The organism is Algoriphagus pacificus (genome assembly GCF_017254845.1).
GTDB classification, from domain to species: domain Bacteria; phylum Bacteroidota; class Bacteroidia; order Cytophagales; family Cyclobacteriaceae; genus Algoriphagus; species Algoriphagus pacificus.
In genome coordinates, this window is the sequence record NZ_JAFKCU010000001.1 from 372,649 (window position 1) to 394,707 (window position 22,059).

Annotated in this window: 9 protein-coding genes; 4 read left to right on the top strand and 5 right to left on the bottom strand. The window is 38.8% G+C overall.

The window, feature by feature from the left end; translation table 11 throughout:
- Positions 1-333: 333 nt before the first annotated feature.
- Positions 334-6,894, top strand: a complete 6,561-nt coding sequence (locus tag J0A69_RS01685) for a beta strand repeat-containing protein (protein WP_206584778.1) — start codon at positions 334-336, stop codon at positions 6,892-6,894.
- A gap of 76 nt (positions 6,895-6,970) precedes the next feature.
- Here J0A69_RS01685 and J0A69_RS01690 read toward each other — a convergent pair whose 3' ends face one another.
- Entirely contained in the window at positions 6,971-11,317 is a 4,347-nt protein-coding gene (locus J0A69_RS01690) for a hypothetical protein (protein ID WP_206584779.1), read from the bottom strand.
- A 1,043-nt stretch (positions 11,318-12,360) separates the two neighbouring features.
- Positions 12,361-13,395 carry an RluA family pseudouridine synthase gene (locus J0A69_RS01695; protein ID WP_206584780.1) on the bottom strand — a complete coding sequence of 345 codons (1,035 nt, stop codon included), beginning with the start codon at positions 13,393-13,395 and terminating at the stop codon, positions 12,361-12,363.
- A 56-nt stretch (positions 13,396-13,451) separates the two neighbouring features.
- Between J0A69_RS01695 and J0A69_RS01700 the strand changes: the two genes are divergently transcribed.
- On the top strand, positions 13,452-14,375 hold the full coding sequence (locus tag J0A69_RS01700) for a 1-aminocyclopropane-1-carboxylate deaminase/D-cysteine desulfhydrase (protein WP_206584781.1): 924 nt from the start codon (positions 13,452-13,454) through the stop codon (positions 14,373-14,375).
- Here the strand turns inward: J0A69_RS01700 and J0A69_RS01705 are convergent.
- The 3 genes from J0A69_RS01705 to J0A69_RS01715 form a co-directional block, all read right to left on the bottom strand.
- A complete protein-coding gene (locus J0A69_RS01705; RefSeq protein ID WP_206584782.1) occupies positions 14,350-14,994 on the bottom strand; it encodes an AlbA family DNA-binding domain-containing protein in 645 nt (214 codons plus the stop codon). The genes J0A69_RS01700 and J0A69_RS01705 overlap by 26 nt on opposite strands.
- Positions 14,995-15,011: 17 nt before the next feature.
- Positions 15,012-17,054 carry an excinuclease ABC subunit UvrB gene (uvrB, locus tag J0A69_RS01710; RefSeq protein WP_206584783.1) on the bottom strand — a complete coding sequence of 681 codons (2,043 nt, stop codon included), beginning with the start codon at positions 17,052-17,054 and terminating at the stop codon, positions 15,012-15,014.
- A 61-nt stretch (positions 17,055-17,115) separates the two neighbouring features.
- Positions 17,116-18,264, bottom strand: coding sequence for an Lnb N-terminal periplasmic domain-containing protein (locus J0A69_RS01715; protein ID WP_236032579.1), 1,149 nt, complete (start codon positions 18,262-18,264; stop codon positions 17,116-17,118).
- A 155-nt stretch (positions 18,265-18,419) separates the two neighbouring features.
- Between J0A69_RS01715 and J0A69_RS01720 the strand changes: the two genes are divergently transcribed.
- Positions 18,420-20,654 (top strand): T9SS type A sorting domain-containing protein, encoded by a 2,235-nt coding sequence (locus tag J0A69_RS01720; protein ID WP_206584785.1) that lies wholly within the window; start codon positions 18,420-18,422, stop codon positions 20,652-20,654.
- 81 nt (positions 20,655-20,735) lie between these two features.
- Complete coding sequence (locus J0A69_RS01725) at positions 20,736-22,049, top strand: gluconate:H+ symporter (protein WP_206584786.1); 1,314 nt, start codon at positions 20,736-20,738, stop codon at positions 22,047-22,049.
- Positions 22,050-22,059: the final 10 nt, after the last annotated feature.

Below are 22,059 nucleotides of genomic sequence, written 5' to 3' on the forward strand. Positions count from 1 at the left end.
AATTTCAGAGCCCAATTTTTAATAAAATCAAAATATAATTTTATTGATTCTATTTAATTGGTTTTTACATCATAAAAAATGCATGTTAAAAAAGTAATAGTAGACATGATATATTTCAATTATTATATTGGATTGAATAATTTGATTTCTTCGTAATTGACAAAAAAATATTTATTAACCCTTTGCTAAATAAATTTTGAAGATTTTCAAATTTCTATAGACGATTGTTTATCAATCTTTTACCCAACAATTCTTTATAGTCTCAATTCAAAGTTCTATATTTGAAATACATTTTTATGATGTTAAAATTCATTTTAATCTTAAAATGAAAATATGGCAAAACGTCTACTCAAAAGTATTCTAATTTTTCTTCTGATTTTGATCGGGTGGCATGCTTATGGGCAAACTCAGATAGTAATAACGCCAGATCCTGCTGTAAGACAATTTACAGTTCCTGCTGGTGTAACCTCCATTACCGTTGAAGTTTGGGGTGGTGGTGGAAGTGGTGGATCCAAATCAGGTTCAAATGGAGCAGTAGGTGGTGGTGGTGGTGGTGCATATTCTCGAAGTACAATCTCCGTTACGCCAGGCCAAGTAATAAACTATTATGTAGGGTTTGGAGCGCTTACAACAACAAACGGTGAAGACTCTTGGTTTGTAAACAATACCACTTTAATGGCTAAAGGGGGCGGCTCAGTACCAATGAATTCCACAAATGGAGCTGCTGGAGGTTCTGCGACAGCAGGTTTTGGTAGTGTAAAGTATAGTGGAGGAAATGGAGCAAATTCTTCAGGATCTGATGCTGGAGGTGGTGGATCATCTGCGGGGATTTCTTCTAATGGAACTAGTACAACAACGAGAACCGGGGCCTCATCTCCCAATGGAGGGGGAAGTGGCGGTGATGGAAAAGCGGGCGGTACTGGCCAAAGTGGACAGGGACGTGGTAATGATGGAACTAGTCCTGGCGGAGGCGGAGGTGGATCAGTAAGAAATAATGCTTCAGGTACAGAAATAGTAGGAGGTTATGGTGGGAACGGCCAGATTCGAATCTCCTATATTAGATTGACTTCTGCAACTGGTACCGATAATCAAACAGTTTGTGAAAATGATCCAATTGTCACAACAACCTATTCTTTTCCTCCCAATTCTACAGTCAGCGTTTCAAATCTCCCCGCTGGTTTAACAGCTGGTACTCCCAACTTAACGGCAGGAACAATTTCCATTTCTGGTACTCCTACTGCGAGTGGAACTTACACCATAAATGCAACTCCTCCTTATAATTCTTTTTTTACACTTACTAGAAATGCTACAGTAACGATGGTCAGGAGACCCAATATCACTCCTAATATTATGACAACCACAGTGTGTAGTGGGCAAACCTTTACTGTAACTCCCGTTGATGGAACAAACGGCTATGTTCCTTCTGGAACTACTTATTCTTGGGGAGCTCCCTCTATTTCAGGAGGATTAACTGGGGGAGTTGCGGGGAGTGGAAATAATATTTCCGGTACTTTGACCAACACAACCAATACTGTACAAAAAGCTACCTACACCGTAACTCCTATTGTCAACGGCTGTACTGGCCCAAACTTTACAGTCGAAGTTACAGTCGATCCTGTTCCAACAATTAATGATTTTACTGATACAATTTGTACTACAGAATCCTTTACAATCGATCCAATCAATATAACAGATGGTATTGTGCCTTCAGGAACTACCTATTCTTGGAATGCGCCTACTATATCAGGCGGATTGACTGGAGGGGTAGCAGGAAGTGGAAACTCTATTAGCGGTACTTTATCTAATCCAACAAACACTCCAGGAACTGCAACTTACACTGTTACGCCTACTTCTGGAAGTTGTATTGGTGCTGATTTTACTGTAACTATTACAGTCAATCCTGAAAACACTGCAACTCCTGTTGGAAGTGAAGATCAGTCCCAGTGTATCAATGAAGCATTAGTTGATATTAAATTCAATACTACTGGAGCAACTGGAATATCAAATGATGGAGTTGATGGTGCAAACGGACTTCCTCCAGGTGTCTCTGCCACTTGGAACGCTGGAGTAATAACTATTTCAGGAACCCCTTCATCTGCCACAAATAGCCCCTACAATTATTCGATTCCACTCACTGGTGGCTGTGGGAATGTAAATGCGACTGGAACTATTACTGTATTTGAAGATAATACTGTTTCTCCAAATACCTCAGTTGATCAAACAATTTGTATAGATACACCATTAACACCAATAACTTTCACTACTACTGGAGCAACAGGAATCGCAAATGATGGTGTGGATGGAGCAAACGGACTTCCTCCAGGCCTTTCAGCTACTTGGGCAGGAAATATTATTACGATTTCAGGTAATCCAACCGAGCATATTAATAGTCCATATAATTACTCAATTCCTTTACTTGGTGGTTGTAATGACTTATTCGCAGAAGGAACAATTACTGTAAACCGTGCTTCGGAAATCACATCCGAAAATATGGCAGATCAACGAATCTGCGATGGCACCACTTTTAGTGAACTTTCTATTAACGCTGTTGGAACTGGAACTCTTAACTACCAATGGTTCAGCAATAGTACCCCAGGTAAAACTGGATCCACTATGGTTGGATCAAATTCACCAAATTTTACACCTTCAGCAGCTTCCATTGGAACGACCTATTATTATGTCGAAGTTACCAGTGATTGTGGTCCAATAGCCACATCTAGTTTTATGGAAGCAACTGTGGAGCCGAATACAGTTATCACTACTCAAATAGATAATTCAGATGACGTCGAATGTTTTGGAGATGGGTTTGATCCATTAACAGTAGTAGCGGATGGCGCGGATTTGACCTATCAGTGGTATACTAAAACAGATAATCTTGACCCAGTAACAAATCCAGGTACTGCTGTTTCTGGAGCAACTTCTGCATCTTTTACTCCACCTTCTACAACACCACAAAATGTTGGTTATTATTACTATGTTGTAGTTTCTGGATTCTGTGGTGTGGAAACATCAATTATCTCAGGCGAATATATTGTTTTACCCCCAGTTACGCAGATCACTCTTCACCCATCCACAAATGATGTAGAAACATGTAAAGATGGAGTATTTCCTGAATTAGAGGTTACAGCGATAGGAGAAACTGATCCAATTGATTTTCCTGATATACTCTATCAATGGTATAGTAATACCACTCCAAATAATACTGGTGGGACTGCTATTTCTGGTGCTACATCTGCAACTTATACTCCAAGTAGCTCAACAGTTGGAACATTATACTATTATGCCACAGCTGCTTCTAAATGCGGTACTGTTCCTACGAATGTTTCAGGAAAATTTACTGTAAACCAACCCTCTGTTGTTATAAGTGAATCTCTCAGCGCTCAAGAAATATGCGAAGACAATACTTTTACACCTATTTCTGTTGTTGCTGATGGACATGGTACCATAAACTATCAATGGTATAGCAACACCTCTGCAGTAGCTGATACATTAGGCGCAAACGTAGTAGAGATTTCAGGAGCAAATTCAGATTCATTTACCCCCCCAACTACTTTAGGAACATTATATTATTTTGTAAAAGTATCCAGTGATTGTGGAGAAAATGTTCTCTCAAGTCCATCTGGAGCCTTTTTAGTAAATCCCCTTCCAGTACCTACATTAACTTCAGACATTGATTCTGATCCATTTGTGTGTGTAGGGACACCCGTAACTTATACTACTGAATCGGGCCAAACCAACTATATTTGGGAATTCCCGGGACAAGTTCTAAATACAGATTACACCGTTACATCTGGCGGTACATCAAGTTCTAATTCAGTTACAGTTACTTGGCTTTCTGATGGTGCAAAAGATGTTTCTATCTATTACACAGACCCTAATGGATGTACGGCAGACACACCGATTGTTAATTCTATTACAGTTGATCCGTTACCTGTTCCTATTTTGACATCCAGTATAGATGCTGATCCCTTTGTTTGTGAAGGCAGTAGTGTCGACTATACAACAGATGCTGGACAAAATAATTACACATGGGACTTTCCTGGTCAAGTAGAAAATGTAGACTATATAATCTCTGCCGGAGGCACATCCACATCGAATACAGCTACTATCACATGGTTAACAAGTGGGGTAAAAGATGTTACAATTTCTTTCACCGATTCAAATGGTTGTACTCCTTCTACACCTACAACTAACTCTATTACAATTGATCCATTACCAATTCCTACATTTACCAACTCCCCTAGTTCTGATGTTTGTGCAGAGATTGAGGAAGTAACATATACTACTCAGCCAGGTCAATCAAATTATAATTGGTCTATACCAGGCACTGCTGGTACTGATTATACAATTACAGCCGGAGGAATAGGTGCAGGTAGTAATACAGTCAGCCTTATTTGGTTATCAAGTGGAACAAAAGATGTAGAAGTTAGCTATACCGATAGTAGTACTGGGTGTATAGCTTCTAGTCCAGCAACCATTACTACAAATGTTGAAGCATTGGCAACTGTAGGACCAACTTCAAATTCTTATCCTAGTGTTTGTATCAGTAGCCCGGATTTATCATCATTTACTCAACAGACCAGTGGTGTAACTGGAATTGGAACTCCGACAGGATTACCAACAGGAGTAACAGTCAATTTTAATTCCACAACTGGTCAAATTGAATTTTCAGGCAATGTAAGTGGTGCTACACCTGGGCTTTATTCCTACAGCATTCCATTAAACGGAAATTGCACGAATGGATTAGTCGCAACTGGAACTATCGATGTAACACCTAATTATTCTCTTACAGCAATAAGTGCCGTTTCAGCAACTGTATCCGGAGGATCAGCCAGGGTTAGAATTAATGGAAATCCATCAACTCTTCCAAACGGACAATATATTGTTACCTATGAATTAGATGATGGCACACCTCCTCCGGTTGATTATACTACTACTGTTCCTTTCAGTGTAACTAATGGGACTGGCGTTTTTCCAACAGTAGCATTAACTGACTTGGATGTAGAGGTATATAAAATCACAATTAAATCAATTAAAAGAACCACAGATGTTTGCGAGATTGATTTAACCACCAATAATACAGCCTTTTTTAGTGTTTGTGGGGCAACCTTTGACCAAAATGGCACCTTCACGGTACCAGCTAATATTTATGAGATAACAATTCAAGCAACAGGGGGAGGAACTTCAGGTCAAACCGAATTAATTACAATACCAGTTACTCCTGGAGAATCTTTGGGAGTCTTTATTGGGCAAGGGGCTGGAACTGGTGCAGCAAGAAATACCTATGTCACTAGAGATTCTTCCTCGCCTGATCCTCAAAACACAAGTTTGATTTATGCTAACGGCGGTGGTGGAACATCAATAAATGGCTCAGTTATTATATCTTATACTTGCCCTGACCCAAATAAAGATGATTGTATTGAAATTATTGATGATGGGGCAAAATCAGGAACAACTGTTATAAGATTTAATTGTGACTACAATTGGTCAATTCCAGAAGGACTTTCTGAATTTTCCATTTTCTCAATTGGAGCAGGTGGTGGAGGTGGAATGGGTCCAACAGCTGGTGGTGGTGGTGCTGGTGGCTTTGCATCTACCACAATTACTAGCCCAAATCCATATGGAATGCCCGCAGGAAATTCCATTAATATAAAAGTTGGGCAAGGAGGCACAGGAGCAACAACTGTTAACGTAAAAGGAGGAAACGGTGGAAGTACCACTGTAACTTCTGACATTACAGATTCTTATGGAAACATTAACATCAATTTAAATTCCTTAGGTGGTGGTGGAGGTGGTTCATTCAATAACCTAAACGGAAGTAATGGGGCATCAGGTGGTGGCGGTGCATATAGTGATCAAACTTCAGATACTCCAGGTATAGGTGGGACTGGTATTGCAGGACAAGGAAATAGCGGAGGAAATGGTGGAAGAGGTCAACAAGCTAATCACGCCCGAGGTGGAGGTGGTGGAGGTGGTGCTGGTGCCATAGGAGGGAGCGGAAGTGGTGCTGGTGTTGGTCAGTCAAAATCAGGAGTTGGTGGAGATGGGGCCTCATTTAATTTGAGTGGAACCACCTATGGTTATGGAGCTGGTGGAGGTGGAATTGGGTTTAACTTTAATGGAAATCCTAATGAGCCTGGATTGGGTGGAGAAGTAAACGGCGTAGTTTTAGGAGGAACAGCTTCTGACAACGGTGTTGGTGGAGCAGGCACTATATATACAGGTTCAGGTGGGGGTGCAGGAACTTTAGGTGGAGGACAAGGTGGCTCAGGTGTTGTTTACATTACTTATTTTAATTTCAAAATCCTCGAAGTAGAATACCAAAGCTTTGAAGCTAAGTATAATGAAGACAATCGATCTGGAATCTTAGAATGGACTACCTCCCAAGAATGGGAAAATGACCGTTTTGAAATCGAAAGAGCGACCAATGGGGATTTGACATCTTGGAAAAAAATCGGTGAGGTAAAAGGTCAGGGTTATAAGGACACGCCTACTTCCTACAGTTTTGAAGATTTGGATTTGCCTGCTTCAGGTGGTGATATATTCTACCGTCTGAAACAAATAGACATCGATGGAACTTATGCCTATAGTGTAACCCGATCTATTCAGGTGCCTAGCTTAAATGGTAAGTCCAGGTGGATCGTGTACCCTAATCCTAGCAGTTCTGGGAATTATGTTTCCGTAGACCTTCTGGATAGAAGCAAATACCGAGATGAGCCTATTTTGGTTAGAGTTTCTGATGTGAAAGGAGTTTTCCAATCTTATTCAGTTACCACCATTGAGGAAGTAAGTGAAGCTGTTAATTATTATTTAGAATCTGCGGCTCCAGGTATTCATATTGTTCAATTGATCTGGGGTGAAAATACTGAGCAATTAAAAATCATCAGAAAATAAAAATCCTTTCTTCCAAAAAGAGCTCTTATGGAAAATCCATAAGAGCTCTTTTTATTCATTTGCCTGAAATCCTTTTCTATTCTTCCTCTTCTTTTCTTCTCGGAACTTTTGCTTGCCCCAATCCTAAGGCACCCTTTAACCCACTAAATGTAGCTCTCCACCAACCTCCAAAAATGAATTTGGATTGATCTCTCTCGTAATAGATTTTTGAGGTAACTGTGTTGTTAAAGAACTTACGTGGGTTTGAATTCTTTGTAAATGTATTAGCTAAAAAGGTCAATAGATTTAATTTTCCAGTGCCTCGCTCTAATGTCAAACTATCCAAAAACTCTATTTTGAGATCCTCATAATGGAAATTCATTTTCCCTTGGGCAATTTCATCATCGACAGTGAAATCCCATTTACCATCCGTGACTTTACCTTCTAATACCTTGACAAACACCCCACGGGAAACCATATTGTTGATGCTAGTTAAATCAAATTCTCCCATCTCTACCTCAATATCCATTGGGTATGGGTATTCATAAAAAAGTTTGCCATTCAGGACCACATCCCCTTCTCCCATTAGCTTGGTTGTAGCAAATAGATCCGTTGACATAACCGGATACTCCTCCCCTTCTTTGGTCATAATAAAAGGAGTCATTGCCAAGTTTAAATCACCGAAATAAATCGAACCAGGCAACATGGCTTTGGGAGCAAATTCCTGATATCTGATAATTCCATCTTTTACCAATACAGTATCAATCTCTACATCAATTGCCGCACTCCTTAATAAAGCCTGTGGCATCGGCTTATATACTCCTTCTTTGAGAGGAAGTCGCTTATCCCTAAAAACATCTAGTTCCAAACTATCAAAAATCAAACGCTTTGCCTTTAACTTCTTGGTAGAGAAATAGGTGTCAAAATCAATTTTTTCAAGCTTCACAGTTTTAACCATAGCGTCTATGGCATCAGCTTGAAAACCTTGTTGATTTAAATAATTATATCTGCCCACAGCTGGACCAAAGACAACATCATCTAAAATCAAATCATTACCTAAATACCTGATTTTTCCAATTTTCACCTGGCTCAAACTATCATCACTCATCAGATGATAATTTGTTAAAGAAAGGCTCAGGTCTTTCTCCAAAAGCAACTGAGGATTTACATTCTTAGTATCTCCTAATAAATCCAAGTTAAGGTCATCCAACTGAAAGTTTATTCCCTCAAAAGCCAATCTATCAATAGGACCAGTTACCTTGTTGAATAGTTTTATTCTTCCATCTTTTATGGCAAGATCTTGCAAAAGTATTGATTGAATCAAACCATCAGCTTTCTTAGGTTTCGCTGACTTAACTTTTGACTCTTTTTTGACTGAATCAAGGTAAACCTCAATCTCAGGTTCATTTAAGGTAATTTTTGAAAGATCAAAAATCCCGGTGTCCTGAATTTCTTTTAAAGTATTATTCTGAATTAAAACACTTTTGATAGTAGCAGCCACTATAGGATTGCCTGGAGATCCTTTCGTGTTTTTTGGAACAATCTGAAAATTCGAAAATGTAGTGGCGTCAACCGTATTATCTACATCCACATTCGAAAATTTCAAAGTATGCATGCTATCAGGCAGAGCAAAAGAAAAATCCTGAAGGGAAAGATTAATCGTGGAAAACAAGCCTGACAAATCTTCTCTGGTGTTCGAAGCAGAATCAAATAAAAACCCTTGGATATCCAAATCAAAATCAGTTTTGATGGATTGGGCACCGGTTGTTCCTGATCTAAAATTTATTCCCAATGTGGAATTGACGGCCTCAATAGAATCGATCTTGATCAGTTCAATTGACTTGGGCAATGCCTTTTTCCCATCTGAACGCGTTCTCGAAGAATCCTTTTTGTAATTCCTGTCTATTTCCAGATTGATCTCTCCTCCCATGACCCGGAGTTTATTCAGGTCTAGTTTATTTTCAAATAAGAAGGATTCAATATCCACTCCTCTAAATGCGACTTGAGGCAAATCCAGTGATAGAGCAATTTTACTTTCCAAGTTATCTCCTGGATTCAATTGTAAATTATCGATAAGAATCGTCTGATCCAGTGAATTATATCCAAGACCACTCGTAGTCGCGATATAATTACCGCCAGCCAGATTAAAGGCATAATTTTCTAAGCGCAAATCAATCTCTTCAGAAAAAAATGTCCTTTCTTTCTCTTCCAAACCATTTTCATTGACATAAAACCCTTTCAACTTGAGGGATAAATTATCCTCCTGAAATCCAATATTATCTTTGCCTGAAAAATTTTCATATTTGATTTTTCCGTTTGAAAAACTCAATGAATCAATTGCTATTTCCTTAAAGTAAGAGGTAAGTAGACTTCCGATTTCTCCGCTTGATTCGAGATTTGAAGTGTTGGTTTGAGTTTTCTTTTTCCGAAATCTTGTCATAGAGATTTCCGGAGCGGGTATCAGAATTTGCCGAATCTCCAATCTTTCCTCCTCAAAGGCTGCCTGCACATTGAACCCTTCTGCTCGAAATTCAGGGATATGGACGTCCAAAATGACACTTTTCCCATAAGCATCTAAAATCTGCTGGACTTGAGATTCGTTTTCAGGCTTAATCGTTAATCCTCTAATCGATAAAAGAGAATTTTTGGAATCAATAGTGACATTATCTGCCAGAAACTCATGCAAATTATCTCGAAGCTTCAATCGATATTTATCCAAGCTCAATTCTACATTTTTAGCAAAGAGGAATTCACTGATATTTCTGGAAGAATTAGGTTGAAAAAATACATCTTCCAAAGCCAGGCTGAAACTCTCAAACCCAATGTCATCACTTCGTTGACCTGCCTCATTCTTAAACTGGATCTGACCATTATCAAGATCAAAATAACCGATTTTGACATCCGATAAATACCCTTCTAATAAAGCTTTCGCTGAAAGGTTACTGGTAGAATCTGCTTCTTTTTTCCTCAACTCAACAATTTCAACTTTAGGAGAATTGAGTTTCATTGTATTCATCTCAAACTTACCCTCATTGTATAGCAACTTCAGGTTTGCTTCTGTAAGTTCAACTTTTGGCAGCGCTATCTTTATAAGATGATCTGGATCCCTTTCCTCCAAAGCCCCTTCTCTAGGTTCAAAAACCACGTTCTCAATATCAATTTCATCTTTAAAGGATGAAACACTGATTTTATCTCCTTTGATTAAATGAATCTCGTCAGAGAGGTATAGACTTGCATTTCTTATCTCCATTGAGGCATCTTCTCCATAGAAAAACTGATTTTTCTTCAATTCTTCATCATCTCCTAAATAAAACTCGATCATTTTAAAATCCAGGCCTTCAATATCGATCCTGTTTTTTAGCGTATCTATAGCATTTGATGTGATGAATTTTCCATTATTAATAGCGAGTTCCGAAATAGAAATTGATTCAAGTAGCCCTTCAATTAATTCGTTTAAATCTCCCGTGGCAGCACTGTCTTTTTGAGTCTCAGCCATTCGCTCCACTTTGATGTCTGGGTTGTTCAAAACAATTTCATCAATTGCAACTCTCGAAGTCATGAATGCTTGGTTCAAATCCACATTCCCAACCCTCAGTTCATCTAGCTCTACTGTATAGTAAGCTTTGCTCTCCTTAGTCTTATTGGGACTGAGGTAAAACTTTTTTATGTCCAGCTGATTCTCCAAAGAACTTACAAAAACCTTATCTGAATTGATCGAATGAACTCCATCTGGCAACGGGAAATTGACCTTCTCCAGCTCAAATTCAAAACCTCTTGCATTAAAGGGAGCTTCCCACTCAGCTTGGGTGGTCAAATTGATGTCTTTAATTAAAAGCCTGGTATTTTCCGCTTCCAAAGAATTTTCACTCAAAAAATTCAGGAAAAACAGGTCTGCATGGTTGATAGCAATCTCTCTAATCACCAAAGCATTGATTTTCATCTTCTCAATACTTTTTTTGACTTCTGCTTCTAAAGCTTTTACGGGTGATTCCTTTTTAACTTTTAAAGAATCACTTTTCTTACCCTCCTGACCTTCAGGCAAATTAATGTTAAAATTAGGATTGTCGAATTCCAGCTTTCCTATGTAAAAAATATTATCAGAAAAGCTGTACCATAAACTTTTAAAAGCCAGTTCATCCAAGGAAAAATCAAATAAGGTTTGGCCAGGTTTGGCCACAATCCCATCCACGGGTTTCATGATGATCCCATCCATGAAAACCCCGCGACGTAAAAGTGAAAAATTGATTCTATTGAATTCTACTACATAAACTTCTTCCGTCGCTTCATTGATCTTTCTTCTGGCCCAATTAGAAAGTAAAAGGTTGGATCCAAAGTAGACAATGAACTCCAAAAATAGTAACGCTAAAAAAACCACCATTCCCCACTTCAAAAGCTTCTTTCTGATGGGATGAGCCGATTTTGTATGATGAACTTCTTTAGACATTCCTTAGAATTTTAGCCTAAAATAGGAAATTAGAGCCATATCCTAACAAAAATAAATAGGTGTGGAAATGAAAATAGCAGCCCAAATGAGCTGCTATTTTTTTGCTGTAGGAGAAGGATTCGAACCTCCACGGGGCAGTTAGGCAATAGTCCGGTTTGAATTACGCTTTGTGCTGGGTTCCCCACCCCCGAGACAGGAGGGCTTGTCTGCCAATTTCAACACCCTACAATGATTAGAATAGGTTTTTAGGCTTGAGAGCAGAAATTCTGATGCAGGATTTTCAACAAAACTTATGAAAAATTGCATTTACTCAGATCATTTTCTTTTAAATGACTGCCCAAAATTAGAAATACCTGCCGTTTTTTAAAATTTTGACAAATTTTTCTTTTATTTTTTACAGATTATTTATTATTCGAGAATTTATTTAACGAATTCATATTTAAGACTCAAAATTTCAATGGTTTATTATAAAATCCATAATATTTTCCGAAGAGCCAATAAAGCCATATTTAATTAGGCAAAGTGTCTAATAGGCCAAATCTAATGTAAGTACCTCAGAATCAATTAGACATAAAAAAAACCACGAAACAAAGTTTCATGGTTTTAGTCAATTAACAATAAACCCAAAATAACCTGCTGTAGGAGAAGGATTCGAACCTCCACGGAGTAGTTAGGCAAATTTACGAGCTCGCTAAATGCTTTATCCTATGACCTCCACCCCCGAGACAGGAGGGCTTGTCTGCCAATTTCAACATCCTACAGTATGTGTCAGAAGAGATCTTTTATCTCTGTTGATGATTCAAATATAGGGAGGTCAAGACGATTATTGCAAATTATCTAAAAAATAAACTTAATTTTTACAGTATTTTTAATGGAAACGATTGAAAAATATCTATTCGGTAATTTGAAGAGTAAATAGAGTAATAATTTTAACGATTTTTCAATGGAAGGATAAAGAATTACTAAATCAGCATCAAAATGTATTGAAAAATGATTTTTTTTCAATAAAAAGGCGATTTTATTGATTATTTGATCAGTAAAAATTATTCAAAATTGACATATGACTCCCATTTTTCTAATACAGCGGCAAAGTCTGAAGGTAAAGGAACTTCATAATACACCTTTTCTTTGGTAATAGGATGAATAAAGCCCAAAGACATTGCATGTAAGGCCTGTCTTGGCATTAAGTCAAAACAATTCTGAACAAAAGTCTTGTATTTAGAAAATTGTGTTCCCTTTCGAATCTTATCTCCCCCGTACATTGCATCATTAAATAAGGGATGTCCCAAGTATTTCATATGGGCTCTGATTTGATGTGTCCTTCCAGTCTCCAAATTGCATTGAATCAAAGAAACATATCGCAATCTCTTAAGAACCTTCCAGTGAGTAACGGCATGCTTCCCCTGACTTCCATCCGGATACACATCCATAATTTTGCGGTTTTTCGCACTTCTTCCTACATGACCAGTAATTGTTCCTTCGTCCAATTCAGGTTCGCCCCAAACCAAAGCCAAGTAAGTCCTATCAATGGTGTGATGAAAAAACTGAGCCGCCAAATGGGTCATGACCTCTTCAGTTTTAGCAATCACCAATAAACCAGAAGTATCCTTATCAATTCTATGAACCAAGCCCGGTCTTCCCACATTTCCCTTCATTTCCGGGAGATTCTCAAAATGATAAACCAAGCCATTAACCAAAGTTCCCGACCAATTACCATGAGCTGGGTGGACAACCATCCCTGGAGGCTTATTAACAATCATCAGGTATTGGTCCTCAAAAACAATATCCAATGCAATATTCTCAGAATAAACTTCTGTTTCCTTGGGAGGACTTTCCAGCATTACCTTGATCTCATCTTGCGGCTTGATCTTGTAATTTGATTTGGTGGGCTTCCCATTCACCAATACGGAACCTAAGTCTATTGCACGCTGCACTTTGTTTCGTGTAGCATTTGCAATTTTATCACTTAAGAACTTATCAATTCTGGTTAATGTCTGGCCTTTATCTACAGTGAGGCTGTAATGCTCAAACAATTCAACTTCATCGTCCTCAAAGTCTTCCTCTGGAATATTACTCATAGTACAAAAATAGGAGGATCAATCTTAACTTTACTAAAATCTTTGAATTCCCCGAAATGCTTCAGGCAAACCCGATCTTCAATCAACCTCTAAACCATGATTTGTTTGACAAAAAACAAGTCCATGTTGAGATCAAAAGACTGGATCTGGTTCACCCTGAAGTATCCGGAAATAAATTTTATAAGCTTAAATACAATCTAGAGCAGGCAAAAAATCAAAATCTAGATACAGTGCTAACCTTTGGAGGAGCTTATTCCAATCATATTGCTGCCGTAAGTTCTGCAGCGAAGGCACTGGGTTTAAAATCAATTGGCATCATCAGAGGAGAGAAAATCCTCCCTTTGAACCCAACACTTCTTCATGCCGAAGCCAATGGAATGAATCTGCAATTCATCAGTAGGGAGGCATATCGTTCAAAAAATGAGAAAGATTTCCTAGAAAGCTTAAAAGAAGAATTCGGTTCTTTTTATGTGATTCCAGAGGGAGGAACAAATGAATTGGCTATAGCAGGTACCCAAGAAATTCTCACAGAGAATGATTCAGATTTTTCATATATAGTTTGCCCCATTGGTACCGGAGGGACTTTTTGTGGGCTGGCAAAAAGCATCAATACTGCTCAAGCTTTGATTGGGATTTCTGCTTTAAAAGGGGATTGGATTTTTGAGGAAATGGAAGATCTATACAAAAAATACAAAATCGAACCAGAAGGTAGTTTCCAAATTGAAAATGAATATCATTTTGGGGGTTATGCAAAATCGACAGAAACCTTGATAGATTTTATTTGGGGCTTCTATGAGGATTTCCAAATTATATTAGATCCAATTTATACCGGGAAAATGGTCTATGCTATATGGGAAATGATTGAAAAGGATCAATTTCCAAAAGGATCAAAAATTTTGCTTTTGCATACAGGTGGATTACAAGGAAATCAGGGTTTTACCGAAAGAACCGGCATCAAACTTCCACCTCTTTTAACGTAAAATAATCATCTGATTCTTGTGGATGAATTTTGAGAACATTAGCCAAAACAAGTCTTACCAAGGTTTTTGAAGCTAAAAATTTTGGTATCCTCGCCAATTTAGAAAATTCCTTAAGTGTGATTTTCTCCTTTTCATTCAAGGCTTTTAAAAGTATCTCTTCCTTTCTGCCGTAAGTAAAAACCATATCCTTTGGCGATTTACTCCTTTTGAGAATTTCCCAAACTTCAATACTCGCTTGCACACTTCGGTCGGCAACTCTGATAAATGCCTGTCTTTTATTCTGATACTTTAAATAATGTGGACGATTGCCACTTAGTTCAATTTTAAAAATTGCCACTCCTTTCTTAGGGTTCAGTGGAAGCGTAATTAAATCGTATGATAACTCTGGAAAAATCAGCTCTTTGATCGCTTTCTCCATCACATAAACTTCTTCCTCAATAAATCGCTGTCCCGAAACGGTCCCATCATCATCTACCCCAATCATCAAAACCCCTCCGGCTGTATTGGCAAAAGCAATCAACTCCCGAACGATTTTATCTGGGTGTGCAGCTTTCTTTTTAAATTCAATTTTCAAACCCTCCCCTTTTGCGGCAAGGCTTTTTACTTCCTGAAGGGTCATGGTTTTTGATTTTCAACTTATTTTCCCGGCCCTCGGGACAATTCTTCAAGTCTACCTTTTTGTGATTGCCATTCGTCTCTCAGTCTAGCAGCCTCCATAAAATTCAACTCCTTGGCTGCTTTTTCCATTTGCTTTTGTGTCTGAGCAATGAGTTTTTCCAACTTGTCCTTACTCAAATATTGAACTACCGGATCTGCTGCCATTACACTATCTCCAGGCATTGGCTCAGCATAAATTTTAGCATTTCTTTTTGAATCGGCAACCTTCGTTTGTCCCATGATCTTGTCTCTAGACTTGATCACCGTGGTTGGAGTGATTCCATGTTCCTCATTATAGGCCACTTGGAGAGCTCTTCTTCGCTTGGTCTCATCAATAGCCATTTTCATGGAAGGAGTAATTTTATCGGCATACATAATCACTCGGCCTTCTTGATTTCGAGCTGCTCTACCAATTGTCTGAACCAAGCTTCGCTCATTCCGAAGGAATCCTTCCTTATCTGCATCCAAAATAGCAACCAAAGAAACCTCAGGAAGATCCAAACCTTCCCTCAATAGGTTTACTCCAACCAAAACATCAAAGATCCCCAACCGAAGTTCCCTTAAAATCTCCACTCTATCCAAAGTTTTGACTTCTGAGTGAATATAACGGGATTTTACACCCGCTCTTTCCAAATACTTTTGGAGTTCCTCTGCCATTCTTTTGGTCAAAGTAGTCACTAGAACACGTGCTTCGGTTTTGATCGTCTGATCAATCTCTTCCAGCAAATCATCAATCTGATTTTGGCTTGGCCTAACATCTATCGTTGGATCCAATAAGCCCGTTGGACGAATAATCTGCTCCACTACAACACCTTCCGTCAAGCTAAGTTCGTAATCTGCCGGTGTTGCGGAGACATAGACCACTTGATTGGTGAGCTGCTCAAATTCCTCAAACTTCAAAGGTCTGTTATCCAAAGCTGAAGGCAGTCTAAAACCAAAATCTACCAGATTGACTTTTCTGGAACGGTCTCCACCCCACATAGCCCGAACCTGCGGCACAGTCACATGACTTTCATCGATCACTAATAAAAAATCGTCCGGGAAATAATCAATAAGGCAGAAAGGTCTATCGCCAGGTTTCCTGCGGTCAAAATAACGTGAATAATTCTCTACTCCTGAGCAATAACCCAGCTCTCGAATCATTTCTAAGTCAAACTCTGTTCGTTCCTGCAGCCTTTTCGCCTCCAAAAACTTTCCTTCCTTTTCAAAGAAATTCACTTGATCCACCATATCATGTTGGATTTCATGAATCGCTGTTTGCAAAGTGTCTTTTCCAGTTACAAATAGGTTTGCTGGGAAAATAGAAATGATCTTTTCGTCATTTAATTTTTTCCCGGAAATAGGATCGATTCGCTGAATTGCTTCAATCTCATCTCCCCAGAAAAATATACGATAGCCCCAATCGGCATATGCCACAAAGATGTCAACTGTATCTCCTTTGACTCGAAAAGTACCATGAGTCAGATCATGCTGAGTACGGCTGTATAAAATATCTACCAGTTTGAAAAGCAGTTGATTTCTGGGAATTCTGTCTCCTTCCTGAAGTCGAATCACATTTTTGCCAAATTCCACAGGGTTTCCTATACCATAAATACAGGAAACAGAGGCAACCACAATTACATCTCTTCTCCCGGTAAGCAAACTGGAACTGGCACTTAATCTAAGTTTTTCGATTTCCTCATTGATGGATAGATCCTTTTCTATATAGGTCCCTGAACTTGGAATAAATGCCTCTGGCTGATAATAATCGTAATATGAAATAAAATATTCGACAGCATTCTCAGGAAAAAACTGTTTGAACTCACCATAAAGCTGTGCTGCCAAAGTCTTGTTATGGCTCAAAATCAAAGTAGGTTTTTGAACCTCTTGGATTAAGTTGGCGATGGTAAATGTTTTTCCAGAACCTGTTACTCCCAGTAAAACCTGAGCTTTTTCACCTGATTCAACCCCCTCAGTCAATTTCTTGATTGCGGTAGGCTGATCCCCTGTGGGCTGATATTCTGAAGTTAATTTAAATTCCATGGTTTAATCTTAGCTTTTCCAACACGCAAACACATACGAAAAGTTTAAAATCATCGAGATATCAGACAGCAACTGTCCTATAACGAGCGATGTTGTAGTAGAGGTAATTGGTCCGAAGGATGATAACCAAAAACAGCGGGATCAAACTTGGATGAAAAGACTGCCATCCTAAAATCCAGAAAACCACAGCTGCATCGGCCAGGATTAAAGCGAAAAGCAGATATTTCCTAACCCAAGGCTTCAGAGTCTTAGCCATCAATCCAGGGATCAAAATCAAATGTCCTGGAAAAGCCCATAAAATATTCCAGTTCCATTTAGTAGAAGGGATTTCTGAAAATATCCAAAGATAAGCCAACACCAACCCTATTATCCCCAGAAGCCCAAATAGCGCTAAATCAAAACCTAGAAGGAGTTTTTTCTTTTTGAAACCAATAAATGTGATAGCTGTAAAAAGAATGGCCACAACCCAAAAAAGCAGATAAGGATTCATCAAACCCATACTTTTTTCCTTGTCTCCAAAATCCAGAATCGACAGACTTTCTTTTACCAAAGGCCTCGTTGGCCCATCACCCTGAATCTCAGCTCTAGCAAAAGCTTCTTCCATGTATTGAGGCAAAAACTGCTCTTCTCGAGGTGCGGCATCTCGGTCAATAACTGAACCTAAAGCTATATCGATTCCAAGATCTGCCCAGGGCATATATAATACCTTTTCGTCAATCAATTCCCGGAATGTTTTCTCCACTCCTTCTTGCTCCCCGTCTTGCCAGATCAATTGGTCACCCAAAACCTGCTCCAGTGCATCTCTAATTCGTGTAGCACAGTTGTCAAAGAAAAACTCATAGCGATAATTTCTCCTTTCCGGAAGGTAATTGATCTCAAGAAAATTCACCAAATCTCTACTTTGCTCAGGATTCAAGTCCAAAACCTGCTCCCGGACATTTCGCTCGAAGTACTCATACTCGTAAATAAAATCCCGATAGGTACTTACACTCAACATGTAATCAAGCTTCCCTGAAGCAAATTTCCCATAGAAGTTTGGAGTCTTAAAATTGAATGTACCATAGTTAAAGACCAGGTCTCTTCCACCCTGTAGATCCATGACGCGAACGGCGCTATGACCAAAAGCTGAATACAACTCATCCCCGGCATCACAGGTAAGCAAGCTAATTCGGTATTGCTGTGCTGACAGATTAGGTAAACTAATGAGCATCAGTACAAAACATAAAAATAAATGAAAGAAACTCTTCTTTTTCAGTTTCATATTTATTATATTAGTTACACTTTTTAAATAGTTTTTTTATGATAGCAAAGGCTACATACAATTCTATTCAGGATTTTTTTCTCTGCCGAATATACAGGATTCTTATGGCAGTTTTATTGGTTTGTGCCTTTGAAGAGAAGATCCTATCTCAAGAAATTGGTTCATATAAAACAGTTCAATCTGGAGATTATTCAGTTTTGAGCACTTGGAATACTTTCACAGGAGGTTCTTGGATCCCGGCAATTTCGAAACCCAATTCGTCTACAGATATTTACATTGATCAAACTCATACACTTCGCTTGGTAGGGAATGAACAAGTAAAAAATGTGTTCATCAATGCAGAAACTGGTGCAAATCAAAAGTTAAATTTAAATGGCTACCAACTAGAGGTATATGGCTCTTTGAATGCTTTCTCAGGAGCAGCTCCAGGAACTCCGTCTGGAACTTGGAATAGTCAAAACTGGATCGGAAATTCCATAAACAGCAAAATTATTTTTAGAGGTTCATCTAGAACAATCATTCCAAAGAACTCTTGGAGTGGTTTCTCGACAAATAGTAGATACGCTGTTGAATTTGATCCCGGACCTGGTGTTTTGCTTCAAATTGAAGAGCCTTTCAAAGCTCTAAAATTTACTATTAAATCTGGAACTGTAGTTCAAACTCTGGATACCTCTGTCATTCCGAATACTTGCTCCACTTTTTCTTTTAATAATGAAACTAGCTATGGAGCCAGCAATTTTGGGGATTTTGTAATTGAATCAGGAGGGACTCTCCTTTCAAAATGTAATTCTGGTATTCTATTCCGATCTGGAACAAATAGCGCTTCCTTATTTGACTTACAGGAAGGTGGTCAACTCATACTAGAAGGCATCTCGCCGCAAATTGAAGCTACCAACCTACTTTTGAATGGGAAACTGATTTATAGGAACACTGTTTCTGCACAAAACTTTCTCTCCAAATCTTATCTTACTTCCTCCACACCAACATCTATTCACGACCTAGAGTTACAAGGAACACAAAATCTTTCATTTCCAACTTACCTCAATATTTCAGGAGATCTTACCAAAACCGGATCAGGAAACTTTCTTTTGGCTTCTACAAGGTTGGAGTTTTCAGGCGCTGAAAACCAAGACGTTACTGGGTTTGGATTGGCAGTCGGAAATCTAACCTGTAATAAATCTGATGGAAATATTAAGTTTGAGCAAGACGTTTCAGTCTTAAATGAATTGGAATTAATTTCTGGAGTATTGGACCTTCGGGGAAATGATTTGAGCATCAATACCTCACTAACAAGTCAACTATCATACTCTGGAGGGTCTTGGAAAAATGTTGGTCTCTTTACCTATTTTGGCTCGCCTCTACTTCTAAATGCTTCAAATGCTACTTTTCCATTCGAAGATGTTTATCAAGGCGGGATCAGAAAAGTCCAGTTATTGGGATTATCTGCTGGTGGTAATCTTCAAATCTCTTTCACTGAATATAAGGGAGCAGAATACAATTCCTCTTTTTCAGACAATGACGGTACGCCTATTTTATATCGCCTTTTCAGCTATTTCCAGTTTTCAGGTCTCAATCTTTCCACCAATTTATTGGAGTTACGAATATCTGCAGACAAATTGATTGTGGATCAAGTGGATGATTTGAGAATCGTAGGAACAGGATATGCCGCCCCTGGTTCACATCTCCCTGGATTGGATCCTATTGAACTTTGGGCTAGAAGAAACTTAACTTTTAACGATTTAGCTGGAATTAACTTCACAGTTGGGAGCTATAGAACGCTCTCAGTTTTACCGATTACTTGGTTAGAAACTAGGGCCATTTATCTTGGGCCGCATGCTAAAATCTATTGGAAAGCCACGGGAATTATGCCAAAATCAAGTTTTGAAATTTACCGATTTGAAAGCTTGAAAGAAGAAAAGTTTCTGGTAGGTGTGTTGAATAACGAGGAAATTGAAAATGAGTTGGGTCTGTTTGAATTTGAGGACAGAAATATTCCTCCATTAGCTGAAGAAATTTTTTATCAAATCAAGTACAATGACTCAGATGGTTCAGAAAAATGGAGCAAAGTTTTTCGAATGGAAGGCAATAGAAATCAAGAATTAGACTACTTTATTTTCCCTAATCCTCATCTGGGTACCCAAGAAATACAACTTCATATCCCTGGATATTTTCATCCTCAAAAAATCCTTATTCTTGATTTTCAAGGAAGAGTTATCGAATCCTTCACTTATGAGAAACTCGAATTTTCCAGAAAACTCAGCAGTTTAAAGCCTGGAATTTATTTGATCCAAATCCTCGAAAGCACGAACAGAAAAACCCTTAAATTCATCAAATTTTAAATTTATCTATTGCTTTTTTCAGGATGGAAACGGCCTTTCCTGCAAAATTTTTATCTTGGTCGATAAACCCGCCACTAACCTATGACCATCCTACTTGTCCTCCTTAGTATTGCCATCCTTGTTTTACTGATTGTCTGGGCAAAACTCAATCCCTTTCTTGCTTTTATCATTGCTTCAATCGCCGCAGGCTTGCTCTTAGGACTTCCTGCCAATGAAATCGCCGGTTCAGTCCAAAAAGGAATGGGCAATTTACTAGGAGATTTGGTTATTGTGATTGTGATGGGAGCCATGCTAGGCAAACTAGTGGCAGAAAGTGGTGCAGCCCAGCGAATCGCAGGGTTCTTGATGGCGATTTTCGGAGAGAAAAATATTACCTGGGCAATGTCAATAACCGGTTTGGTGGTTGGTATCCCTTTATTTTATAATGTAGGCTTTGTGCTCTTGGTGCCTTTGGCTTTTACAGTAGCCTATCAGTACAAAATCTCTGCAGTGTACGTTGGAATTCCTCTTTTGGCATCCCTTTCTGTCACTCATGGGTTCCTTCCCCCTCACCCTTCTCCTGCAGCCTTGGTGGCGCAGTTTGGTGCCAATATGGGATTAACCTTATTCTATGGATTTATTGTTGCCATCCCAACGATTATTGTTGCTGGTCCAATTTTCGCCAAAACACTGAAGAATGTAAAAGCCAGCCCTCTGAAAACATTTCAGGCGGAGACAAGACCCGAATCAGAGCTTCCAGGAGCTTTCAACAGCTTTTTTACTGCCTTATTACCGGTTTTCCTTTTGGTGGGAATGACGGCTTTAAATTTGAATATCAGTCCTGATAGTGGTGTTGCACCCTTTATAGAATTTGTGGCCAATCCCGGAATCGTAATGTTGATTTCCGTTTTGGTAGCCACATATACTTTGGGTTTGAGGAGAAAGTATAAAATGACTCAGCTGATGGATATTTATACCATCGCTACCAAGGATATCGCTATGATTTTATTGATCGTAGCTGGAGCAGGGGCTTTGAAACAGATATTTACGGATACCGGCGTGAGTCAGGTAATCGCTGATGGTTTAAGCACATGGAACATCCAACCTCTCATTTTAGCTTGGATCATTACAGCAATAATTAGAGTTTGTGTTGGCTCAGCCACTGTTGCTGGATTAACTACAGCAGGAATCATTGCTCCTTTGGTGACAACCATGAATGTGGACCCAAACCTCTTGGTTTTATCAATTGGGGCAGGAAGCTTGATGTTCTCCCACTTCAACGATGCAGGATTCTGGATGTATAAGGAATTCTTCAACGTTTCGATCAAAGACACCATTAAAACCTGGTCCTTAATGGAGACCTTGGTAGCAGTTATTGGCTTGATTGGTGTCCTTATTTTGAATCTATTTGTATAAATAAAAAATC